This window comes from Kitasatospora sp. NPDC004240 (assembly GCF_053603215.1).
The window spans coordinates 1-18,186 of record NZ_JBSGFD010000056.1 but is presented as its reverse complement, the minus strand read 5'-3'; the positions used below and the strand labels follow the sequence as shown (position 1 = coordinate 18,186).

General features: G+C 74.9%; 11 protein-coding genes. 2 read left to right on the top strand and 9 right to left on the bottom strand.

All coding sequences use genetic code 11. The features are described 5' to 3' along the window. Nucleotides 1-82 precede the first annotated feature (82 nt). Nucleotides 83-865 (bottom strand): methyltransferase domain-containing protein, encoded by a 783-nt coding sequence (locus ACWEQL_RS17330; RefSeq protein WP_452151107.1) that lies wholly within the window; start codon nucleotides 863-865, stop codon nucleotides 83-85. 76 nt (nucleotides 866-941) lie between these two features. On the opposite strand from ACWEQL_RS17330, the gene ACWEQL_RS17325 reads away from it, so the two are divergent. Next, entirely contained in the window at nucleotides 942-1,352 is a 411-nt protein-coding gene (locus ACWEQL_RS17325) for a MerR family transcriptional regulator (RefSeq protein ID WP_452151144.1), read from the top strand. Here ACWEQL_RS17325 and rox read toward each other — a convergent pair. The 8 genes from rox to ACWEQL_RS17285 form a co-directional block, all read right to left on the bottom strand. Continuing rightward, complete coding sequence (rox, locus tag ACWEQL_RS17320; RefSeq protein WP_452151106.1) at nucleotides 1,329-2,795, bottom strand: rifampin monooxygenase; 1,467 nt, start codon at nucleotides 2,793-2,795, stop codon at nucleotides 1,329-1,331. The genes ACWEQL_RS17325 and rox overlap by 24 nt on opposite strands. A gap of 262 nt (nucleotides 2,796-3,057) precedes the next feature. Further along, on the bottom strand, nucleotides 3,058-4,377 hold the full coding sequence (locus ACWEQL_RS17315; RefSeq protein ID WP_452151105.1) for a protein phosphatase 2C domain-containing protein: 1,320 nt from the start codon (nucleotides 4,375-4,377) through the stop codon (nucleotides 3,058-3,060). Next, on the bottom strand, nucleotides 4,374-5,330 hold the full coding sequence (locus tag ACWEQL_RS17310) for a hypothetical protein (protein WP_452151104.1): 957 nt from the start codon (nucleotides 5,328-5,330) through the stop codon (nucleotides 4,374-4,376). The genes ACWEQL_RS17315 and ACWEQL_RS17310 overlap by 4 nt, the downstream gene beginning before the upstream one ends. Beyond that, nucleotides 5,327-6,787: a hypothetical protein gene (locus tag ACWEQL_RS17305; protein WP_452151103.1), complete on the bottom strand. Its 1,461-nt coding sequence runs from the start codon at nucleotides 6,785-6,787 to the stop codon at nucleotides 5,327-5,329. The genes ACWEQL_RS17310 and ACWEQL_RS17305 overlap by 4 nt, the downstream gene beginning before the upstream one ends. Nucleotides 6,788-6,790: 3 nt before the next feature. Further along, complete coding sequence (locus ACWEQL_RS17300) at nucleotides 6,791-10,219, bottom strand: hypothetical protein (RefSeq protein WP_452151102.1); 3,429 nt, start codon at nucleotides 10,217-10,219, stop codon at nucleotides 6,791-6,793. After that, on the bottom strand, nucleotides 10,216-12,747 hold the full coding sequence (locus tag ACWEQL_RS17295; protein ID WP_452151101.1) for a hypothetical protein: 2,532 nt from the start codon (nucleotides 12,745-12,747) through the stop codon (nucleotides 10,216-10,218). Before ACWEQL_RS17295 ends, ACWEQL_RS17300 begins: the two co-directional genes overlap by 4 nt. A 140-nt stretch (nucleotides 12,748-12,887) precedes the next feature. After that, on the bottom strand, nucleotides 12,888-13,460 hold the full coding sequence (locus tag ACWEQL_RS17290; RefSeq protein WP_452151100.1) for a hypothetical protein: 573 nt from the start codon (nucleotides 13,458-13,460) through the stop codon (nucleotides 12,888-12,890). Further along, entirely contained in the window at nucleotides 13,457-15,466 is a 2,010-nt protein-coding gene (locus ACWEQL_RS17285) for a hypothetical protein (RefSeq protein WP_452151099.1), read from the bottom strand. The genes ACWEQL_RS17290 and ACWEQL_RS17285 overlap by 4 nt, the downstream gene beginning before the upstream one ends. Before the next feature lie 826 nt (nucleotides 15,467-16,292). On the opposite strand from ACWEQL_RS17285, the gene ACWEQL_RS17280 reads away from it, so the two are divergent. Beyond that, entirely contained in the window at nucleotides 16,293-18,128 is a 1,836-nt protein-coding gene (locus ACWEQL_RS17280) for a glycosyl hydrolase family 18 protein (protein ID WP_452151098.1), read from the top strand. Nucleotides 18,129-18,186 lie beyond the last annotated feature (58 nt).

The following is an 18,186-nucleotide window of genomic DNA, read 5'->3' as shown; positions in this document are numbered from 1 at the left end:
CCGTCTCACGACCGGGTCCACCCCGGAGGGGAAAGGGCGTCACGGGTGTCGGCCGCCGGGAAGGTTGAGACGTCTCAATCGCTCAGCGTGGCGCGGTGGCCGCCGCCAGGAACATCGGTACGGCCAGGAGGAGGCGGTCGGCCCGCACCCGGTCCCGCTGTTCGGCGCTCCAGAGCTCCGCCTGGTCGCGCGTGACGGCGCCGGTGGAGCGGGCCGCGTCCGCGAGTCCGGTGAGCAGGGGCAGGGCTTCCGGCCCGGTGAGCACCTGGGTGTGCACCTCGACGGTGACGGTCTCGAAGCCGGCGTCCAGCAGCAGGGAGCGGTACCGCCGGGCGGCCCTCGGGCGGACGGTCAGTTCGGCGCGGGCGTGCACGACGGCGCGGGTGAGGGCGGGGTGGTCGGAGTCGATGACGAGGGCGTCCCAGTCCTGGCCGACCAGGACGATCCGCCCGCCGGGCGGCAGGACCCGGCGGGCCTCCGCCAGGACGCTCGCGGGGTCGGCCAGTTCGTGGAACACCTTGTCGGCGCGGTAGCCGTCCACGGAGGCGTCCGGCAGGGGCAGGGCGCGGGCGTCCGCGACCCGGAGGTCCGCGGTGGGCCACCGCTCGCGGGCGGCGGCGATCATCCGGTCGCTCGCGTCCACGCCGATGGCGGTGGCGCCCCGGTCGGCGAGTTCCGCCACGGCGCGTCCGCCGCCGCAGCCCACGTCGACCACGGTGGTGCCGGGGCCGGCGCCGAGCAGCTCGTAGGTGCGCCCGCGCAGCCGCCCGGCGCCCGGCAGCCGGTCGGCGGCGTCGAGGCGGGCGAGGAGACGGGCGAGGGGGTCGTCCGACGGCTCGGCCGTCGCTTCGGGTTCCCTGGTCATGGGCGCCATGCTGCGGGTTAATGTCGACGTGAAGTCAAACGAGCACACGGCGCCCGGCGCGGACGGGACCGCCACGATGACCATCGGCACGCTCGCCGGACGTTTCGGGCTGGCCACGCACGTCCTGCGGCACTGGGAGTCGACGGGCCTGCTCGCCCCCGTCCGCGACACCGCCGGGCGCCGCCGTTACGGGCCCGATGACCTCACCCGTGTCGCCGTCATCCTGCGGGCCAAGGAGGCGGGGCTCTCCCTCGACGCCATCCGCGAGCTGACCGCCACCGCCGACGCCGGTCGGCGACGGGAGCTGCTGGGCGCGGAGGCCGAGGTGCTGCGCGCCCGCATCGCCGCCGCGCGGGCGTCCCTCGACCTCATCGAGTGCGCCCTCGGCTGTGCGCACGAGGACGTCACCCGGTGCGCCCGCTTCCGGGCGCTGGTGGCGGAGCGCACCGGGGGCCCGGCGCCGCTAGGAGTCCGTCCCGCCGGGTGACGCGACCTTTCCGCCGGGTGAGGTCGGGGCGCCGAACCAGCGGGCCAAGTGGTCGAGAAGGTCCCGTTGCCCCTCGCCGACCCAGGCCACGTGGCCGTCCGGGCGCAGCAGGACGGCGGGTGCGTCCAGCTCGGCGTCGGCGTCGACGACGTGGTCGACCCGGTCCGCCCAGCCGTCCGCCGAGAGCTGCCCGGTGCGGTCGAGCAGCAGGCCGCGGCCGCCGCGCAGCAGTTCGTAGAGACGGCCCTGCTCGAGCGGCAGGTCGCGCAGGCGGCGGCCGAGGAGCTCGTGGCCCTCGCCGAGGTCGTAGCGGACGTCCACGGCGGTGATCATCCCGGTGATGTGACGGTTGACCTCCTCGAAGTCCATCAGCCGGGAGAACAGCTCCCGCAGGGCGGTCGGCCCCGGGTCCGTGCCCATCAGGGCGATCTGCGCGCGGGTGTTGTCCAGGACACGGGCGCCCACCGGGTGCCGTTCGGCGTGGTAGGTGTCGAGCAGGTCGTCGGGGGCCCGGCCGTTGACGGTGGCGGCCAGCTTCCAGCCGAGGTTGAAGGCGTCCTGCACACCGAGATTGAGGCCCTGCCCGCCGGTCGGCGGGTGGATGTGCGCGGCGTCGCCGGCGAGCAGCACCCGGCCGACCCGGTAGCGGTCGGCCTGCCGGGTGGCGTCGCCGAAGCGGGAGAGCCAGCGCGGCTCGTGCACGCCGAAGTCGGTGCCGGCGACGGCCAGCAGCCGCCGGCGGAACTCGTCGAGGGTGGTCGGGGCGGTACGGTCCTCGGCCACGCCCTCGGCGGGTACGACGAGGCGGTACACGCCGTCGCCGAGGGCGAGGGCGCCGAAGCGCAGCTGGGTCCTGCGGACCTCCTGGACGACGGCCTCGACGGTCGCCGGGTCCTCGGTCACCCGCAGTTCGCCCAGCAGTGTCTCGACCGTGGAGGGCTGGCCGGGGAAGCCGACGCCCAGCCGCTTGCGCACCGGGCTGCGGCCGCCGTCGCAGCCGACGAGGTAGCGCGAGCGCAGCCGAGTGCCGTCGGCCAGTTCGACGTCCACGCCGTCCTCGTCCTGGTCCAGCCCGACGACCTCGTGGCCGCGGCGGATCTCGGCGCCGAGTTCGACGGCGCGCTCGTGGAGCAGCCGTTCGGTGACGGGCTGCGGGGTGGCGAGGCCGTACGGGTGGGCGGTGTCCAGGTGCTCCGGCCAGGGCTTCATGATGCCGCCGAAGAGCCCGCCCACCTGGAACCTCTCGCTGACCGCCGCGAAGCGCTCCAGCAGGCCGCGCTGGTCCATGATCTCGACGCTGCGGGCGTGCAGGCCCTGCCCGCGGGATTCCCCGGTCGGCCGGGCCAGCCGTTCCAGCACGACCACCCGCACTCCGGCCAGCCGTAGTTCGCAGGCCAGCATCAGCCCGGTCGGCCCGGCGCCGACCACGATCACGTCCATCATCGGAATCCCGTTCGAGGAGGTCGGTTGTCGGCCGGCCTCCACCGGGACATTCACGGACATGAGCGCACAGGTGGCGTGAATGCCCGAATCCGGCAGGTTCCGGCCTCTGCCGGAGATTCTGCGCCACACCGGGGGCCTTGCCGCAAGGCCCCCGGTGCGCTATAGGTTGAGAGTGGCGAGGAGCGGACGAGTTCCTTGCCGTTTCCTTTTCTGCGCGCCGTGTTCCGCGCGCCGTGCGGCGGCCGGTCTCCCGGCGGCCGGCTCAGGCCCGGGGCGCGGCCTCCTCGGCCAGGCGGGCCTGCCCGTAGTCCCAGACCGAGACCACGCTGCGGTCGCCGCCGGTGGTGGCCCGGACCTCGACGTTGACGTCCGACAGGAAGGACGTCAGGTACGGCTGGCGGTCGGCCCACCGCTGCGCGAACCAGGTACCGGTCTCCGGGTGGAGCAGCAGATCGGCCATCGGGCGACCGGCCACCACCAGCACGTCGCCCGGCACGGTCGGGATCCGCGACCAGGTGAGCGCCGTGGGCGAGGCGGGGAGGCGGTGCGCGCGCTGCGAACGCTCGGGTTCGAGGACGACCGTCCAGCGGGGCCCGGAGCCCTCGTCGCGCAGCCGCAGCACCGCGCCGTCGCCGATCCCGAAGGCGATGTGCTGGCGGACGCCGTCGCGCTCCCGGTCGTCGAGTTCGGACAGCACCGCGAACAGCGAGGTGGCGGCGGCCCGGCCGCGCCGGGCGTCCCGGCCGCCGACCATCGCCGCGGAGCCGTCGGCGACGAGCTGCACCGAGCGGGCGACCCCGCCGAGGGCCACGCCGAGCATGCCAGAGACCTCCGGGTCGTGCCCGGCGCCGAACAGCTTGCCGCGCAACCGCGGCGCGTAGTCGGCGAGTTGCTGGGACAGCGCGCGGCAGGCCGCGGTGGCGGCGGTCTGACTCAACGGCTCGCCCGGGGCGCCGGCGGCGACGGAGCCGAGCAGGACGGGCGAACCGAAGCCGTCGACCCTGCTGAGCAGGAAGGAGTCCCGGCGGTGCTCCTTGCCGCGGCGGTTGCTCTCCCCGCGGACCGAGGCGGCGCGCACCACCAGCGGCCCCAGGTCGGCACCGTCGACCACGCTGTCGGCGACGGCGTCGCGCCCGAGCGGCAGTTCGCGCGGCACGGCCGGGGACGGCGCCTCGACGGGCTCCTTCCGGGCGGCGGCCAGCTCGTCGAGCTCGGCGCCGAGCGCGCGGACCTGCTCCTCGGCCCGCGCCCGCCCGGACGACTCCTCGTCGAGCCGGGACTGGAGGTGGCCGACCCGGTCGGAGAGGTTCTGCCGGGCGGCCTCGGTCTCGGCGCTGCCGGAACGGCCGGCGCTGAGCTGGGCGATCAGGTGGGACCGTTCGCCGTCGAGGTTGTTCAGGTCGTTCTCCAGCTCTGCGATCCGGTGATACGCCGATTCGACGGCGGAGCGGTACTGCGCCTCGGCGGTGCGGTGCCGTTCCTCGGCGGCGCGGTGCCGTTCCTCGGTGCGGTTCTGGCGGACGGCCTGCCAAATGTTGGCCCCGACGCTGAGCATCAGGAGCACGAGCAGGAACACGGTCACGGTCTCTCCTCTCGGGTGTCGCGGTCGTGCGGGCCGCGGTGGTCGGGGTGGTCGGGGCGCTCGCCGGGGGTGGGGTGCGGGGCGCCGGGCCGGGCCCGGGCGGCGGTCCGCAGCCGGCGGGCGGCGCGGCGGGCCGGTGGCGCCGCGGCGTAGACGTCCAGGCGGTGCCAGAGCTCGGCGCGCCTCGTGAGGTCGGGCGGTTCGGGCCGTCCGGGCGGGCGGGGCAGCCCGCAGGCGTCCAGGGCCCAGCCGAGAGCCGCCGCCTGCGCCCGCCCCTCCAGCCGGACCTCCTGGAACGCCGAGGTCAGCCGCGTCAGGGTGAGCGCGGTGACCACCCCGCGGGCGCCTTCCACGGCGGGCCGGACGACCTGGTGCAGCAGGCTCTCCAGGCCCGAGTACGCGGGGTCCTCGGCCCACCAGTCGGGGACGACCGCGTACACGGGCAGCGCGGCCGCCGCCGGGCCCCACCACTCGCGCAGCCGCTGCCGGTGCCAGCCGGCGACGGCCGACAGGCCGACCCCGTGCCAGTCGTGCGGCGTGGTGACCACCATGACGGCCCTCGGCGCGCGGGTGGCGGCGAGGGCGGCCGTCACCGGCGCGGCGGCCCTGCGTTCCTCCTCGTCCGGCGGGCCGGAGCGGTCGGCCACGGCGAACAGCAGCAGATGGCAACCGGCCGGCCCGGCCGCGCACTCGGGGGCGGGTTCGGTGTCCGCGAGGACGGTCTCCAGCCAGGCCCGGACCGGTCCGGCGGCCGGTCCGGCGACCGCGATCCGCAGCCGGGGCACGGCGCCGGCGGCGAGCAGCGCGGCGTCGTCGGCGAGGCCGGGGTCGAGGCCGCAGGCCCGGCCGAGGGGCAGCCCGGAGAGCAGCCGGGCGGCCCGGGCCACCACCGGATCGACCGGCGGCCCGGCCGGGGGGCCGGGCGGCCGGGGTGCGGTGTCGGGGCGGCTCACCGGACGGTCGTCGGCGGGCCGAGCAGCAGACGGCCCCGGGCCGAGGGCTCGGAGGCCGACAGCAGGGGTGTGGTGAGCACCCACAGCACCACCGGGCTGGTGTGACCGTGGAGCACCACGTTGCGGTCGCTCCGGTCCGACCGGTACGTCACGCTCCAGCCGCTGACGTCCTCGGGCGATGCCGCCGTCAGACCTGCCTCGGCGGCCGGGTCGTCGAGCAGCGCGGACACCCGTGACCGCCACTCCCACCACCAGCTGCCCGGCTGGGCGGGGTGCTCGTGGCAGAGCCGGCCCAGGGTGCCCTCCAGCTTCTGGGCGGACTTCACGACGGTGTCGGCGCCGTTGACAGCGCTCAGGCTGCCCAGCTTCGCGGTCCAGGACTGCGGCAACCGGGTGGCCTGCTGGCGCGACCAGCGATCGCTGTAGTCGGTGTACCCGCCGAGCGTGTGGTCGACGGCGAGCAGCCTCCTCGCCTGCGCGATCCGTACGGCCCAGGGCAGGACCCGCTGCAGTTTCTGCTCCGGGACCCTGGCGTCGCGGAGCACGCTCAGGGTCTCCTCGCGGTCGGCCTCGGCCGGTTCCCCGGACCCGGGCAGGTCCAGCGGGAGGACGAAGGCCTCGTCGAACACCCCGGGCAGCGCCGGGACGAGCACGTCCGGGTCGTACTCCACGAGCTCGTTGAGGTCGTCGAGCAGCAGTGCCGCCTCGGCCAGTTCGGTGCGCCGGTCCGCCACCTTCTCGGCGGGGATCTTCAGCAGTGCGAGGTGCAGCCGGAGCCAGAGTCCGGCCACGTCGGCCGGGTCGCCGCCGGCCTCGTCGCGGAGGTCGGCGTAGCCGGCGGCGATCTCGATCAGCCTGGCCGCGAAGGCGTCGAGGGACGGATTCCCGGTGGCCGTGGCCGGCCCGGTCTCCTCGGGCCGCTCCATCTGGTCCGCCTGGTCGCCCTGCTCCATCTGCTCCATCTGGTCCGCCGGGCCCGGCTCGTCCTGCTCGCCCTCGGTGAGCACCCCCGTCCCGGGCCCGTCGGCGGCCTCCACACTCGCCGCGGCCTCCGAGGAAGGAGTGGCGGACGAGGAAGGGGTGACGGACGAGGAAGGCACGACCGTTGACGGCACCCGCGTCGGATCACCCTCGTCCGTGGGCACCTGCCCGGTCGGAGCCCCCGAGGCGGACAGCAGCACCCGCCACAGCTGCCAGGCCAGTCCGGCGAGCCGCCGCTTCGCCTCGTGCTCGTCCGCCTCCGCCGGGGCCGCGGCCGGAGCCACGGCCGCCACGGACCGCCGGTGCAGGCCGGCCATGAACTCGTGCAACTCCTCCAGGAACGCCGTCCGGGAGCCGGACGGCAGCAGGAGCAGTTCGTGCGCGAGGTCCGCCGCGTCGTGCAACAGGGTGCCGAGCCCGTCCGCGCGCACGCGCCCGTCCCCGGGTTCCGCGTCCGGTGCGTTCGTCGGTTCCATCGGTCAGTGCCTCCTGCTGGTCGGGTCCCAGTAGCTGTTGTATTCCGTCCGCCCCGGGTCCATCTCGGCGCGGTACACCCACCCGGGCCGTTGCTCGATGTGGGCGAACGAGGCGGCCTCCGGGTACGGCACCCGGCCGCGGTGGACCCGCAGCCAGCCGTGGGCGTCGAGGGTGAAGCACAGGTCGTCGGCCGCGGCGTCGCCGTTGGCCGGCGGGACGGCGAGGCGTCCGAGCCGGACGGGTTCGCCCTGCGCGGGCCGGAGGTGGACGTCGAGGTGGGTGGCGGTGCCGGCCGGACTGCGCAGCCGGGCGATCCGGCCGGGCACCGGGCGGATCTGTGGGTCCGGCCGGGCCGAGGTGTGGAAGAGCAGGTCGAGGTAGTCGCGCGGTTCGCCGCCCTCGGGGTGGGCGGGGAAGACCTCGGTCAGCGGGCCGGTGCGGCCGTCGGGCCGGGTGGGGGAGACGCAGACAGCCCCGGGGACGGAGATCCGGCCGAGGGAGTGGTCGAAGGCCACGGCCCCGCCGGCCGTCCCGTGCAGGTCGAGCCCGGACTCGCCGCTGCCGGCCTCCCCGGAGCCGACGTGGTAGTGCGGGTCGCCGTGGCAGAGCAGGACGAACAGCCGCAGCCGGTTGTCGACCTCGGCCTGGAACCGGATCTCCGGGGTGCCCTCGAAGTCCCAGACCGCGGGGGTGGCGTAGCGCTTGTACTCGGGGATGCGCTCGATGTCGAGGTGGCCCCACTGGATGGCGTCGCTGCCGGCGCGGGGGCGCTGGACGATGATCCGGCGCACCACCCGCCGCCAGTTCGAGCGCAGCCCGAGCCGTCCGTCGGGGGTGAGTTCCTCGTACGGGGTGCCCGAGCGGAACAGGCTGAAGACCTGGCGGTTCTGGCCGAGCAGGTCGAAGTCGCAGGGCAGGCAGGCGAAGAGGCCCTTGGTCTCCACGGCGAGCTCGGAGGCCTGGGCCTCGCTGCTGGCGGTGCCGTCCCCGTGGATGCCGGCGGCGTGGCCCTGGAAGCCGCGCATGTTGTGCAGCCACGCGGCCCCGATGGAGGTGGCCTGCTTGGCGAGGTAGCCGGTCTCGGTGTGGATCCGGCTGGGGTTCCAGACGGCGGTGCGGCGGGTGCCGTCGCCCTGGGTGGTGAGCAGCCGGGCGGCGAGCTTGCTCTCCAGGGCCCGGCGCACGCCCTTCATGGCGCTGGTGCGGCCGGAGAGCACGACCTGGTCGAGGACCGGTTCGGCCCGGCCGTCCCCCGGGACCATCCGGGCGAAGGCGTCCGCCACCAGCGAGGCCGCCATCGTCGCGGCCTGCTCCAGCACCGGCTGCACCAGCATGCGGAACTCGGCGACCGGCAGCTCCACCGGCGTGGACGTCTGCGCCAGGTGCACGCCGCCGCCCTCGGTGAGCTCGATGATGTCGGCGGGGTCGATCGGGTACGGCCGGTCCTCCTGGCCCAGGACCCGCTTGGCCTGCTCGGCGATCCGCCACAGCCGGTTGAACCGGTCCCGGCGGAAGGCGACCTCGTCGGCCTGCTCCGGGGCGTCCATCCCGTCCCAGTCGGTGGGCAGGACGCGCTGGAGCTCGGCCCGGACCTGCGGGGAGACGAGTTCCTTGGGGTACAGCCGCGCCTGCTCGGCGACCTGGGCGGACAGCGGTTTGCCGTGCCCGTCCGTCGTGCGGCCGGGCCCGAGGTCGTCCACCAGCCGGGCCTTGATCCAGTACAGCACGTGCAGGGTGAGCAGGTCGCCGCCGAGCTGCCCGTGGCCGATGGTGCCCAGGATCCGCGGGCTCAGCTTGTAGTGGCGGCCCGCGACGAAGGCCATGGCCGGGTCGGCCAGCCGGGTGTCGTCGGTGAGCGTCATCTCCAGCAGGGCGATGTCGCTGGTGCCGCCGCCGATGTCGACCACGAGCACGATCCGCTGCCACTGGTCGGTGCGGCCGGGCACGGGCCGCGCGGACGCCCGCAGCGACTCCAGGCCCTGCTCCAGGTTGGCGGTCAGATCGCGCATCAGGAAGTACAGGCCGGCCGCCAGGCCCTCGTCGACGGGCAGGTCGACGGTGTCGATCGACAGGCCCTCCTGGACCAGCCGGCGGAGCTTCTCGCGCTCCGGCGGCAGCGCCGAGGTGGGGTAGGTGAGCAGGGCGGTGCCCATCCGCGGCGGCTCGCTCTCCTCGCCGTCGTCCACATGGCGCTCGGCGCCCTCGATCAGCAGCCGCAGCAGGTGCTGGATGAGGTGCAGCGGCGCCGGCAGGCCGTCGCGGGCCCCTTGGGCACGCTGCTCGAAGAAGACCCGCTTGAGACCGGTCGTCCCGCCGGCGTCCTCCGCGCACATCTCCCAGCCGGCGTCGTCGTACCAGGAGACACCCGGCCGGTCGAAGGGCTCGGCGGCGCGGCGGATCGCCGTCGCGGGGGCGAAGGTCTCCCCGCCGTGGCCGTCGGGGTACGGCACCGGGCGCAGCGAGTGGATGTCCAGCGGCGGCGTCGCGACGGTGGCGGTGACCAGCCGGTGCAGCCGGTCCGCCAGCCAGGTCTGGAGCTGTTCGTCGGCCACGGCGCCGGCCCGGATCGCCTCCACCCGTAGCAGGACGGCGGTGGCGACGTCCGGGTCGTCGAGCCGGCCGAGGGCCTCGGCGCCGGTGAGCGTACGGTGCTGCTGCCGGTCCAGCTCCAGGTGTTCGGCACGGAGCCCCTCCAGGGCCCGGCGCCAGGACTCGGGGGCGTCGGACGGCGGGGCGGTGAGCGCGGCAAGCTCCCGGCCCAGGGTGCGCTGCTGGGTCGCGTCCACCGGACGGTCGGAGATCACCGAGGTGTCCACCACCGTCGCCGTGGAGGCGGTGGTGCCGAAGTCCACCGCGACCACCCGGCCCTGCTCGCCGCGGGCCCGGCGGCCCCGGGAGCGGGAGTCGCGCAGCACCAGCGGGAGCGGTTCCACGTCGGGCGACGCCGCGCGGCCCACCCCGGGTGGCAGGAAGGTGAGTTGCACGGCCTCGTGGGCGGCCCCGGGGGAGAGCGCCCCCGAGTAGCCGATCTTCCAGGAGACGATGACGACCAGTGGCTCGGCGGGCGGGTCGGCCGGGTCCCACGGCCCCGGGTGGACGACCTCCGTCGGCAGGCTCGTCCCGGAGACCAGCACCCGGCGGCCGGTCACGGTGAGCCGCGAGGGCCCCTCCGGGGCCCAGACCGCGCGCAGCGCTGCGGCCAGCGCCGCGGGGCACGGCGCCCCGTCCTCGTCGGCCACCTCCAGCCAGGCCGGCAGATGGGCGGTCAGATTGCCCTGGTACCCCTCCGGTTCGAGGACCACGTCGGGCAGCGGGTACCCGCCCTCGGTCGCGAGCAGCGAGAACTGGCGGGCGCCGTCGGCGACGACGGCGTCACCGCGCACCGCGCCCTGCTCCGGGGTGGCGAAGGAGATGGTCAGTCCGGTGCTCACTCGTTGTCCTCGTTCCAGTCGCGGAGGATGTCGTCGATGTCGCGGACCGCCGGGGGCAGCGGACGCTCCTCGCCGCCGTCCGGTGCCCCGAGCGGTGCCCGGAAGTCCGCCGGGCTGAGCAGGGAGCGGGACGCGTCGGCGAACACCCGGGTCAGCTCGGCGAGCGCGTAGTCCAGCAGCCGGTCGAGCTCGTCGCCGACCCGGGCGGCGGCGGCATCGGCCATCGCGGCCCGCAGCTGCGCCACGGCCAGCGGGTGGCGCCGGCGCCGGTCGTCCGCCTCGGAGGGCACCTTCATGCCGTGGTGCCAGGCCAGGGCGTGCCGGGACTGGGCGGGGAAGGCCGCCGACCAGTCGGTGGCCTGGGGCATCGCGTCCTCGGCCAGCGCCTCCTTCAGCTGCTCGATGACCTCGGCCACGTCCAGGGCGAAGTCCACGTCCTCCAGCAGGCCGGCATCGCGCCGACGGCGCTGGTAGACCTCGGTCAGCAGCCGGGCGGACTCGTCGTCCTCGTCGCGCAGCCAGCGCAGCAGCGGCGCGCAGTCGCTCTGCCAGTACGCGCACCAGGCGTCCATCCACTCCTGGACGGCGGCCAGGTTGCGCGCCACCGCGTCGTCGATGGTGGCCCGGAAGGTGTCCTGGTAGACGATGGTGACGTCCGGTGAGATCGAGTCGTCCTGGCGCCGGTCGCGCCGGGCCTCGGGCCCGATCCGGCGGCGTCGGGGCGGCTCACTGCGGGTCACCAGCAACTCGGGGTCGTCGCCGGCCCGTTCCATCAGGTGGTTCCACTGCTCCCAGCCGTAGACCTCGTTGCGCACCTGACGGCTGACCTCGGCGAAGGACGGCGGCAGCGGGCCCTCGGGGGTCTCCTCCTGCGGGTCGCGCAGCTGCCGCAGCTGGCGGGTCGCCCGGTGGAACACCGCGCGGATCTCCTCGAAGCGCGTGGCGGCGCTGACGTACTCCTCGCTGGGCGCCACCAGGTCGAGGCAGAACCGGCGCCGCAGGTCGCGCAGGGCGGTCTCCAGCTTGTCCTTCGACTGCTGGGCCCGTTCGGCCTTCTGGCCGACGCCGTGCTCGCGCACGTGCGCCTCCAGCAGGTCGCGCAGCGCCTTGAGCCCGCCGTCCTGGTCGTAGTCGCGCAGCCGGGCCGCCCAGTCGTCGCCGGGGTGGTGGGCCGTCAGCCGGTCCACCGTCTCCCGCCAGTGCGGCAGCGGTTCGGCGCGCAACGCGGTCAGTACCCGGTCCAGGGCGGCCCTGGTCTCGGACGAGGCGCCCTCGTAGGTCAGCCCGTACGCCTCGATGGCGGCCACCGCGGAGACCGCGACGATGCGGTCCGCGCGCCGGCCGACGTACTTGCCGCCCTGGATCCGGATGCCGTTGAGGGCGTCGGTCAGCGGCGGGTCGCCCTCCCCGGACGGGGGCGCGCCGACCCGGTCGAACAGGTTGGCCGCCACCAGCGCCGCGTCGGCCAGCGCGGCGGGCGTGCGGTCGTCGTCGGTGAGCATGTCCCAGAACGACAACGCCTCCCGGGAGTACGGCCGTTGGGCGTGCAGCACGACCAGGATGGTGTGCATCTCGGCCAGCACCCGGCGGCTCAGGTTGCGGTCGCGCCCGTACGAGCCGACCGCGCCGATCCCCGGGAAGTCCAGGACCTGCACCTCGTGCTCGTGCATCAGCCCGCCGATCTCCCACTCCTCCGGCGAGACGAGGACGGTCTGCTCGACCCGCTCGATCAGCGGGAAGCTCGCCCGCAGCGCCTGGCCGTCCTCGGCCACCTTGGCCCGGGTGAAGTGCACCGACTCCACCCGCGGCGCCTCGTCCGGGGTGGCCTGGACGGGCGGCAGCAGCAGGGCGGCCCGCACCGCGGCGGAGTCGATGTCCAGCGCGCCGCAGTCCACCAGGTCGCGCTGGCCGCGCAGGGCGTCACGGATGCGGCACAGCTCGACCACGGCGTCCCGGTGGGTGGCGGCGATGGTCAGCTTGTCGACCGCGGCCACCCCCTGCCCCGGACGGCCCCACAGGCACGGGTACCAGCTGTTGAACGCGCCCCAGCCGCGCTCGTCCAGCACCGGGTTGTGCCCGCCGATCAGCTCCCGGGCGCGCAGCTCGGGGTGCCGGGCCTCGATGCCCTCCACCAGCTCGCCCAGGATGTCCCCGACGCAGGAGCCGAGTTGGGCGGTGCTCATGTAGCGGATCAGGGTGCGCGGGGCGACCTCGGTACGGCTGCCCGGCTCGCCCCGGACCAGCCGCAGCACCGTGATGTTGCCGGTGGCGGGCCGCTCCTCCACCGCGAGCAGGTCGGGACGGCCCAGCAGGGTGCCCACCAGCAGCGACTTGCCGACGCTGTACTCGCCGACCACGGCGATCGACACCGGCGCCTCGGCCCGGGCCCGCAACTCGCCCGCGAGGTCGAGCACCTGCTCCCGCAGGGCGGCCTCCTCGGGGCCCTCCGGCGGATCGAACCCGGTCAGCAGTGCCTCGACGGCCTGGGCGAGGTCGCTCAGCGCCGGGAAGTCCATCGAACGCGACAACGGTCAACTCCTTGGGATGCGAGGGGCTCCGGGCAGCCCGCGAGGGCGGACGAAGCCGTGGTGGACGGATGTCGGGCGCCGAGGGGAAGGGATCCGGGGGGCGGGTGCGTCGGGCACGGGTACGCCGGGCACGGGTGCGTTCAGGTGCGGATGAAGAAGAGCTCCAGTCGGACCGTCCCGGCGCGGCCCTGGCCGTCCAGGTACGGGCGGATCAGCCGGCGGTCGTCCGCCGGGAAGAACCCGGGCGCCACCGCGTGCACCAGCGGCGCGGCCGCGTCCGCCAGTGCCTGGCTGCGGCCCAGGTCGGCACCCGCGCAGCGCGGGCAGCCGGTGGCGGTGCCCCAGACGAACACCATCGCGGCGCTGCGCCCGGTGTAGGGCCCGATCTCGCCCTTCAACCGGTCCGCGAAGGCGGCCCGGGCGGCGGGGTCGCCGGCGAGCAGCCCGTCGACGTCCACCTCGACCACCACCGACCTGCTGTCCGGGTCCAGCCCGGGCGGGGGAGCCGGGGTGCTGGGTTTCGGTGCCGGTGCGGCGGGTTTCGAGGACGGCGACGACGGGGTCGAAGGGGAGACCGGGGCGGTCGGGGAGACCTCCACGACCGGGAGCGGGGTGCTCTGGCCGCCCAGGACCACGAGCACCATCACCACCATCAGGTCGGCGAAGAGCCAGCCGGCGCCGTACAGCAGCCAGGTGCCGCCGCGCCCGGTCATCCGGCGTCCTCGCCGTCCGGTGCCGGTCCGGTGGCGTCGCGGGGGGCGGCGTCCCGGGGGACCGCGTCCCGGGGCCCGGGGGTGCGGGGCTCGGGCGTGCGGGCCCGGGGCACCGCGTCCTGGGGCGGGGCGGTCCGGGGTGCCGTGTGCCCGGGTTCCGTGCCGCGGGGTTCCGTGCCCAGGGGCCCGGCGGTCCAGGACTCCGTGCGCGGGGGCGCGGGGTGCCGGGGTGGCGCGGTGGCCCGGGGCGACGGGTCACCGTCCGCCGGGCGGGGCGGCCGGGGGGCCTCGGTGGGCCGGCCGGCGGCGGGCATCCCGAAGGCGGCCGCCCGCGGGTCCGGAACCACCGTGGACGGCGTCGCCGGCCCGGCCGTACCCGGGGCCGTCGGCCCGCCCGGCTGCGTCCTCGGCCCGCCCGTCGTCGCGGATCCGGCCGCCGGGGGACGGTCCGCGTACTCCCGCCAGGTCTCCCCGAGCCGCTCCAGCCGGGCCCCGGTCCGGGTGAGTGCCTTCTGGAGGCCGTCCGCCGACTTCACCAGCTCGTCCCGGTGCAGGGCCAGTTCGTTCCGGCCGGTACGCAGCTCCGCCTCCTGCCGGCCCAGCACGTCACCCAGCCGCACCAGCCGTCCGCCCAGGGACTCGCCCTGGTCGGCGAGCGCGCCCACCCGGCCGGCCAGCCCGTCGACCACCGCGCGGGCGGTCTCCACCGCCGCGAGCAGCTCGGCCTGCGCGGTGGCGGTGTCCCGCCGGCCCGCGGCGCGCCGCTCGCCGTCCTCCCGGATCAGTTCGCCGAGGGCGGCGACCCGGTCGCCGATCACCGCCGCGGCCTCCTCCACCTCGTCGCGCAGCGAGGCGGCGAGCGCGGCGACGGCCAGCTCGTACGCGGTGCCGATCCGTTCGGCGCCCTCCTCGGCGGCCAGGCCGAGGGCGTCGGGCAGTCCGGCGACCGCGCCGTCCAGGCCGGACACGACGCCGACGAGGTCCCGGGCGCCGGCGGTCAGGGTGTCGGTCGCGGTGCTGAGCAGCTGCTCGGCCGCCCGGCTGCGCTGCTCCAGCGTCTCGGCGTGCAGCACGGCCTGCCGTGCCTGGGCGTCGACGGCACCGGCGAGCACCTGGTCGAAGCGTCCGGCGGCGGACTCGGTGGCCGCCGCGATCCGGTCGGCGGTGCCCGCGGCGCTGCGCTCCATCCCCGCGGCCAGTTCGGCCACCGCGTCGGCGACCTTGTCGCCGAACAGCTCGCTGCCGCGGGTCAGGTCGGCCGAGGCGGCCGCGGCCCGGTCCGTGGCCTCGGAGACCCGTTCGGTGCCCTGTCGCAGCGCGGCCGTGGCGTCCTCCATGGACCGTACGGCCGTGACGGCGGTGCGGGCGGCCTCGGTGGCCTGCTGGAGGATCTTGCGGGACTGGTCCCCGGCGCCCGCGGACAGGGAGATCAGCTCACGCAGCCCCTCGGCCGCCGACTGCAGCTCGGTGGCGAAGCGGCGGGGTTCGGTGTGCGCGGCGGCGGCCGCCATCGCCTCGGTCTGCGCCAGTGCGAAGGCCAGCCGACGTACCAGCTCCCGGCCGCTCTCCTCGTCCTTGCGGGTCATCACCTGCCGGGCGATCCCCGCGGTGATCAGGCCGATCAGCAGCAGCACCGTGTAGCCGACCAGCCAGTCGAACCGGACCGGTCCGGCGAGGTGCCCGCCGAAGCCCTGCTGCCAGAGTTCCAGGAAGGAGGCGCTGTCCGGGCCGCCGGCGCGGCCCGCGGTCCGGTCGTCCAGGTAGTCCCCGTAGGCGGCCACCGCGAGGCCCAGCCCGCCCCAGGTCAGCAGCAGCGGGAGGAGCACCATCACGGCGGACGCGGTCTGCAGCCCGATGGCCACCTTGCCGCGCCGTCCGCCGCTCGGCCCCAGCGCGGCCGCGGTCCCGTACGCGGCGACCAGGCTGCCGCCGGCCCACGGTGCGAGGCCGTCCCGGGTCCTGACGGCCGCGGCGAGGTCCCGCAGGACCGTGCTGAAGGACTCCACGCGCGGCTCGTCGGCCAGTAGTTCCAGTTCCCTCGCCAGACCGGCCGGATCCGATGCCCTCGGTGCCGGCCTCGCCCGCGATTTCTCCCCACCCGGACGGTTCGCGCTCGCACCATTCGGCAGGACCATGTGCCCCAGCCCCCTACGTCCACCCCATACGGACCATGGGCGCGCCGAAGTATCAAGATCAGCAGAGAAGTTGATGATCGATCGGCGACGCCGTGATGACCATCGTAGGGGTAGCTCGTAATGGGACGGTCCGCTTTTCCTTCCATTTATGTAATCGACATCACCGTTCTTGAAATGGCATGCCCATTGCGTCAACCCTCTTTTCTCGTCCGGGTGTTCGGTTACCGCCGGAAACCTCGCGGCGTCGATCCGGTGCGCGGGCGGCCGAACTCCCGTGCCGCGCCGGGCGGAGCGGCCGGCGGAAGGTCGGCGGAAGGCCGGGGGTCCGCCCGGCCGACGCCCCCCGGCCTCCGGCGGCGGGGGAGGGGCGGTCGTCCGAGGGGTGGGACGGTGCGACGGCCAATCGGTCAACTGTCTGTCCGAAAACGGGCAGTTGACGTTCACTCGGGAGCCGGTCGCCCGCGCGGCCGGGCCGACCCGTCGGCCCGCCCACCTGCGCCGATGCGCCCGGGCGCGGAGTCAGTGACCGTCCCTGTCGGGGGAGTTGCCGGCAAAGTCCGGGTAAAGGGCAAGTGGTCTGGACCTATTGACGAGTTGGTCTGGACCTTTCTAGTCTCGCCGAAGCACCCGGGACGCATCGCCCCGGCGTGCCACACGGACCCCCCACCTCCGTCCGCCCCCACGTCGAGGAGCCGTCTTGAGCACTCGAACCACCATGCCCCGAAGCAGGTTCAGGGCCGCAGCAGCGGCACTGGCCGCCCTGACGCTGCCACTGGCCGCCGTCGTCGGCCTGTCCACCCCCGCCCAGGCCGCCACCTCGGCCACCGCCACCTTCGCGAAGGGCTCCGACTGGGGCTCCGGCTTCGACGGCAAGTGGACGGTGAAGAACACCGGCACCACCACGCTGACCGGCTGGACCATCGAGTGGGACTTCCCCACCGGCACCAGCGTCGGCTCCGCCTGGGACGCCACCGTCACCAGCTCCGGCACCCACTGGACCGCCAAGGACAAGGGCTGGAACGGCACCCTGGCCCCCGGCGCCACCGTCACCTTCGGCTTCAACGGCGTCGGCTCCGGCGCGCCGACCGGCTGCAAGCTCAACGGCGGCTCCTGCGACGGCACCGACCTGCCCGGCAACAAGGCGCCCACCGCGCCCGGCACCCCCACCGGATCCGGTATCACCGAGACCGGGCTGACCGTGTCGTGGACCCCGGCCACCGACGACGTGGGCGTCAAGAACTACGACGTGCTGCGCGACGGCGTGAAGATCGCCACCGTCAACGGCCTCAGCTACGCCGACGGCAACCTGACCGCCGGCACCAACTACACCTACACCGTGGTGGCCCGTGACACCGCCGACGTGACCGGCCCGGCCAGCGCCCCCGCGACGCTGCGCACCGCCGGCGGCGACGTGATCGTCGGCGATCAGGTCAAGCTCGGCTACTTCGCCAACTGGGGCGTCTACGGCCGCAACTACCACGTGAAGAACCTGGTGACCTCCGGCTCCGCGGCCAAGATCACCCACATCAACTACGCCTTCGGCAACGTCCAGAACGGCAAGTGCACCATCGGTGACGCCTACGCCGACTACGAGCGCGCCTACACCGCCGACCTCTCCGTCGACGGCGTCGCCGACACCTGGGACCAGCCGCTGCGCGGCAGCTTCAACCAGCTGCGCGAGCTCAAGCGCCTCTACCCGCACATCAAGGTGATCTGGTCCTTCGGCGGGTGGACCTGGTCCGGCGGCTTCGGCCAGGCGATCCAGAACCCGGCCGCCTTCGCCAAGTCCTGCCACGACCTCGTCGAGGACCCGCGCTGGGCCGACGTCTTCGACGGCATCGACCTGGACTGGGAGTACCCCAACGCCTGCGGTCTGAGCTGCGACACCAGCGGCCCCGACTCCTTCAAGAAGATGATGCAGGCCATGCGCGCCGAGTTCGGCAAGGACCTGGTCACCGCGGCCGTCACCGCCGACGCCTCGCAGGGCGGCAACATCGACAAGGCCGACTACGCGGGCGGCGCCCAGTACACGGACTGGCTGAACGTCATGACCTATGACTTCTTCGGCGCCTGGGCCGCCAAGGGCCCGACCGCCCCGCACTCCCCGCTCACCACCTACAACGGCATCCCGAAGGCGGGCTTCAACTCCGCCGACGCCATCGCCAAGTACCGGGCCGCCGGCGTGCCGGCGAACAAGCTCCTGCTGGGCATCGGCTTCTACGGCCGCGGCTGGACCGGCGTCACCCAGTCCGCCCCGGGCGGCACCGCCACCGGCGCGGCCCCCGGCACCTACGAGACCGGCATCGAGGACTACAAGATCCTCAAGAACAGCTGCCCGGTCACCGGCACCGTCGCCGGCACCGCCTACGCCCACTGCGGTACCAACTGGTGGAGCTACGACACCCCGGCCACCATCGCCTCCAAGATGGCCTGGACCAAGGACCAGAAGCTCCGCGGCGCCTTCTTCTGGGAGTTCAGCGGCGACACCGCCAACGGCGAGCTCGTGAGCGCCATCAACAGCGGCCTCAAGTAACACCCGCTGGAACAGCAGGACCCGTACGCAGCGGCCCGCCGGTGGGTCACCGGCGGGC

Excerpts from the sequence above, each read along its gene's own strand:
- ACWEQL_RS17290 (WP_452151100.1), bottom strand. The coding sequence starts at position 13,460 with ATGACCGGGCGCGGCGGCACCTGGCTGCTGTACGGCGCCGGCTGGCTC.
- rox (WP_452151106.1), bottom strand. The coding sequence starts at position 2,795 with ATGATGGACGTGATCGTGGTCGGCGCCGGGCCGACCGGGCTGATGCTG.
- ACWEQL_RS17305 (WP_452151103.1), bottom strand. The coding sequence starts at position 6,787 with ATGGAACCGACGAACGCACCGGACGCGGAACCCGGGGACGGGCGCGTG.
- ACWEQL_RS17330 (WP_452151107.1), bottom strand. The coding sequence starts at position 865 with ATGACCAGGGAACCCGAAGCGACGGCCGAGCCGTCGGACGACCCCCTC.
- ACWEQL_RS17325 (WP_452151144.1), top strand. The coding sequence starts at position 942 with ATGACCATCGGCACGCTCGCCGGACGTTTCGGGCTGGCCACGCACGTC.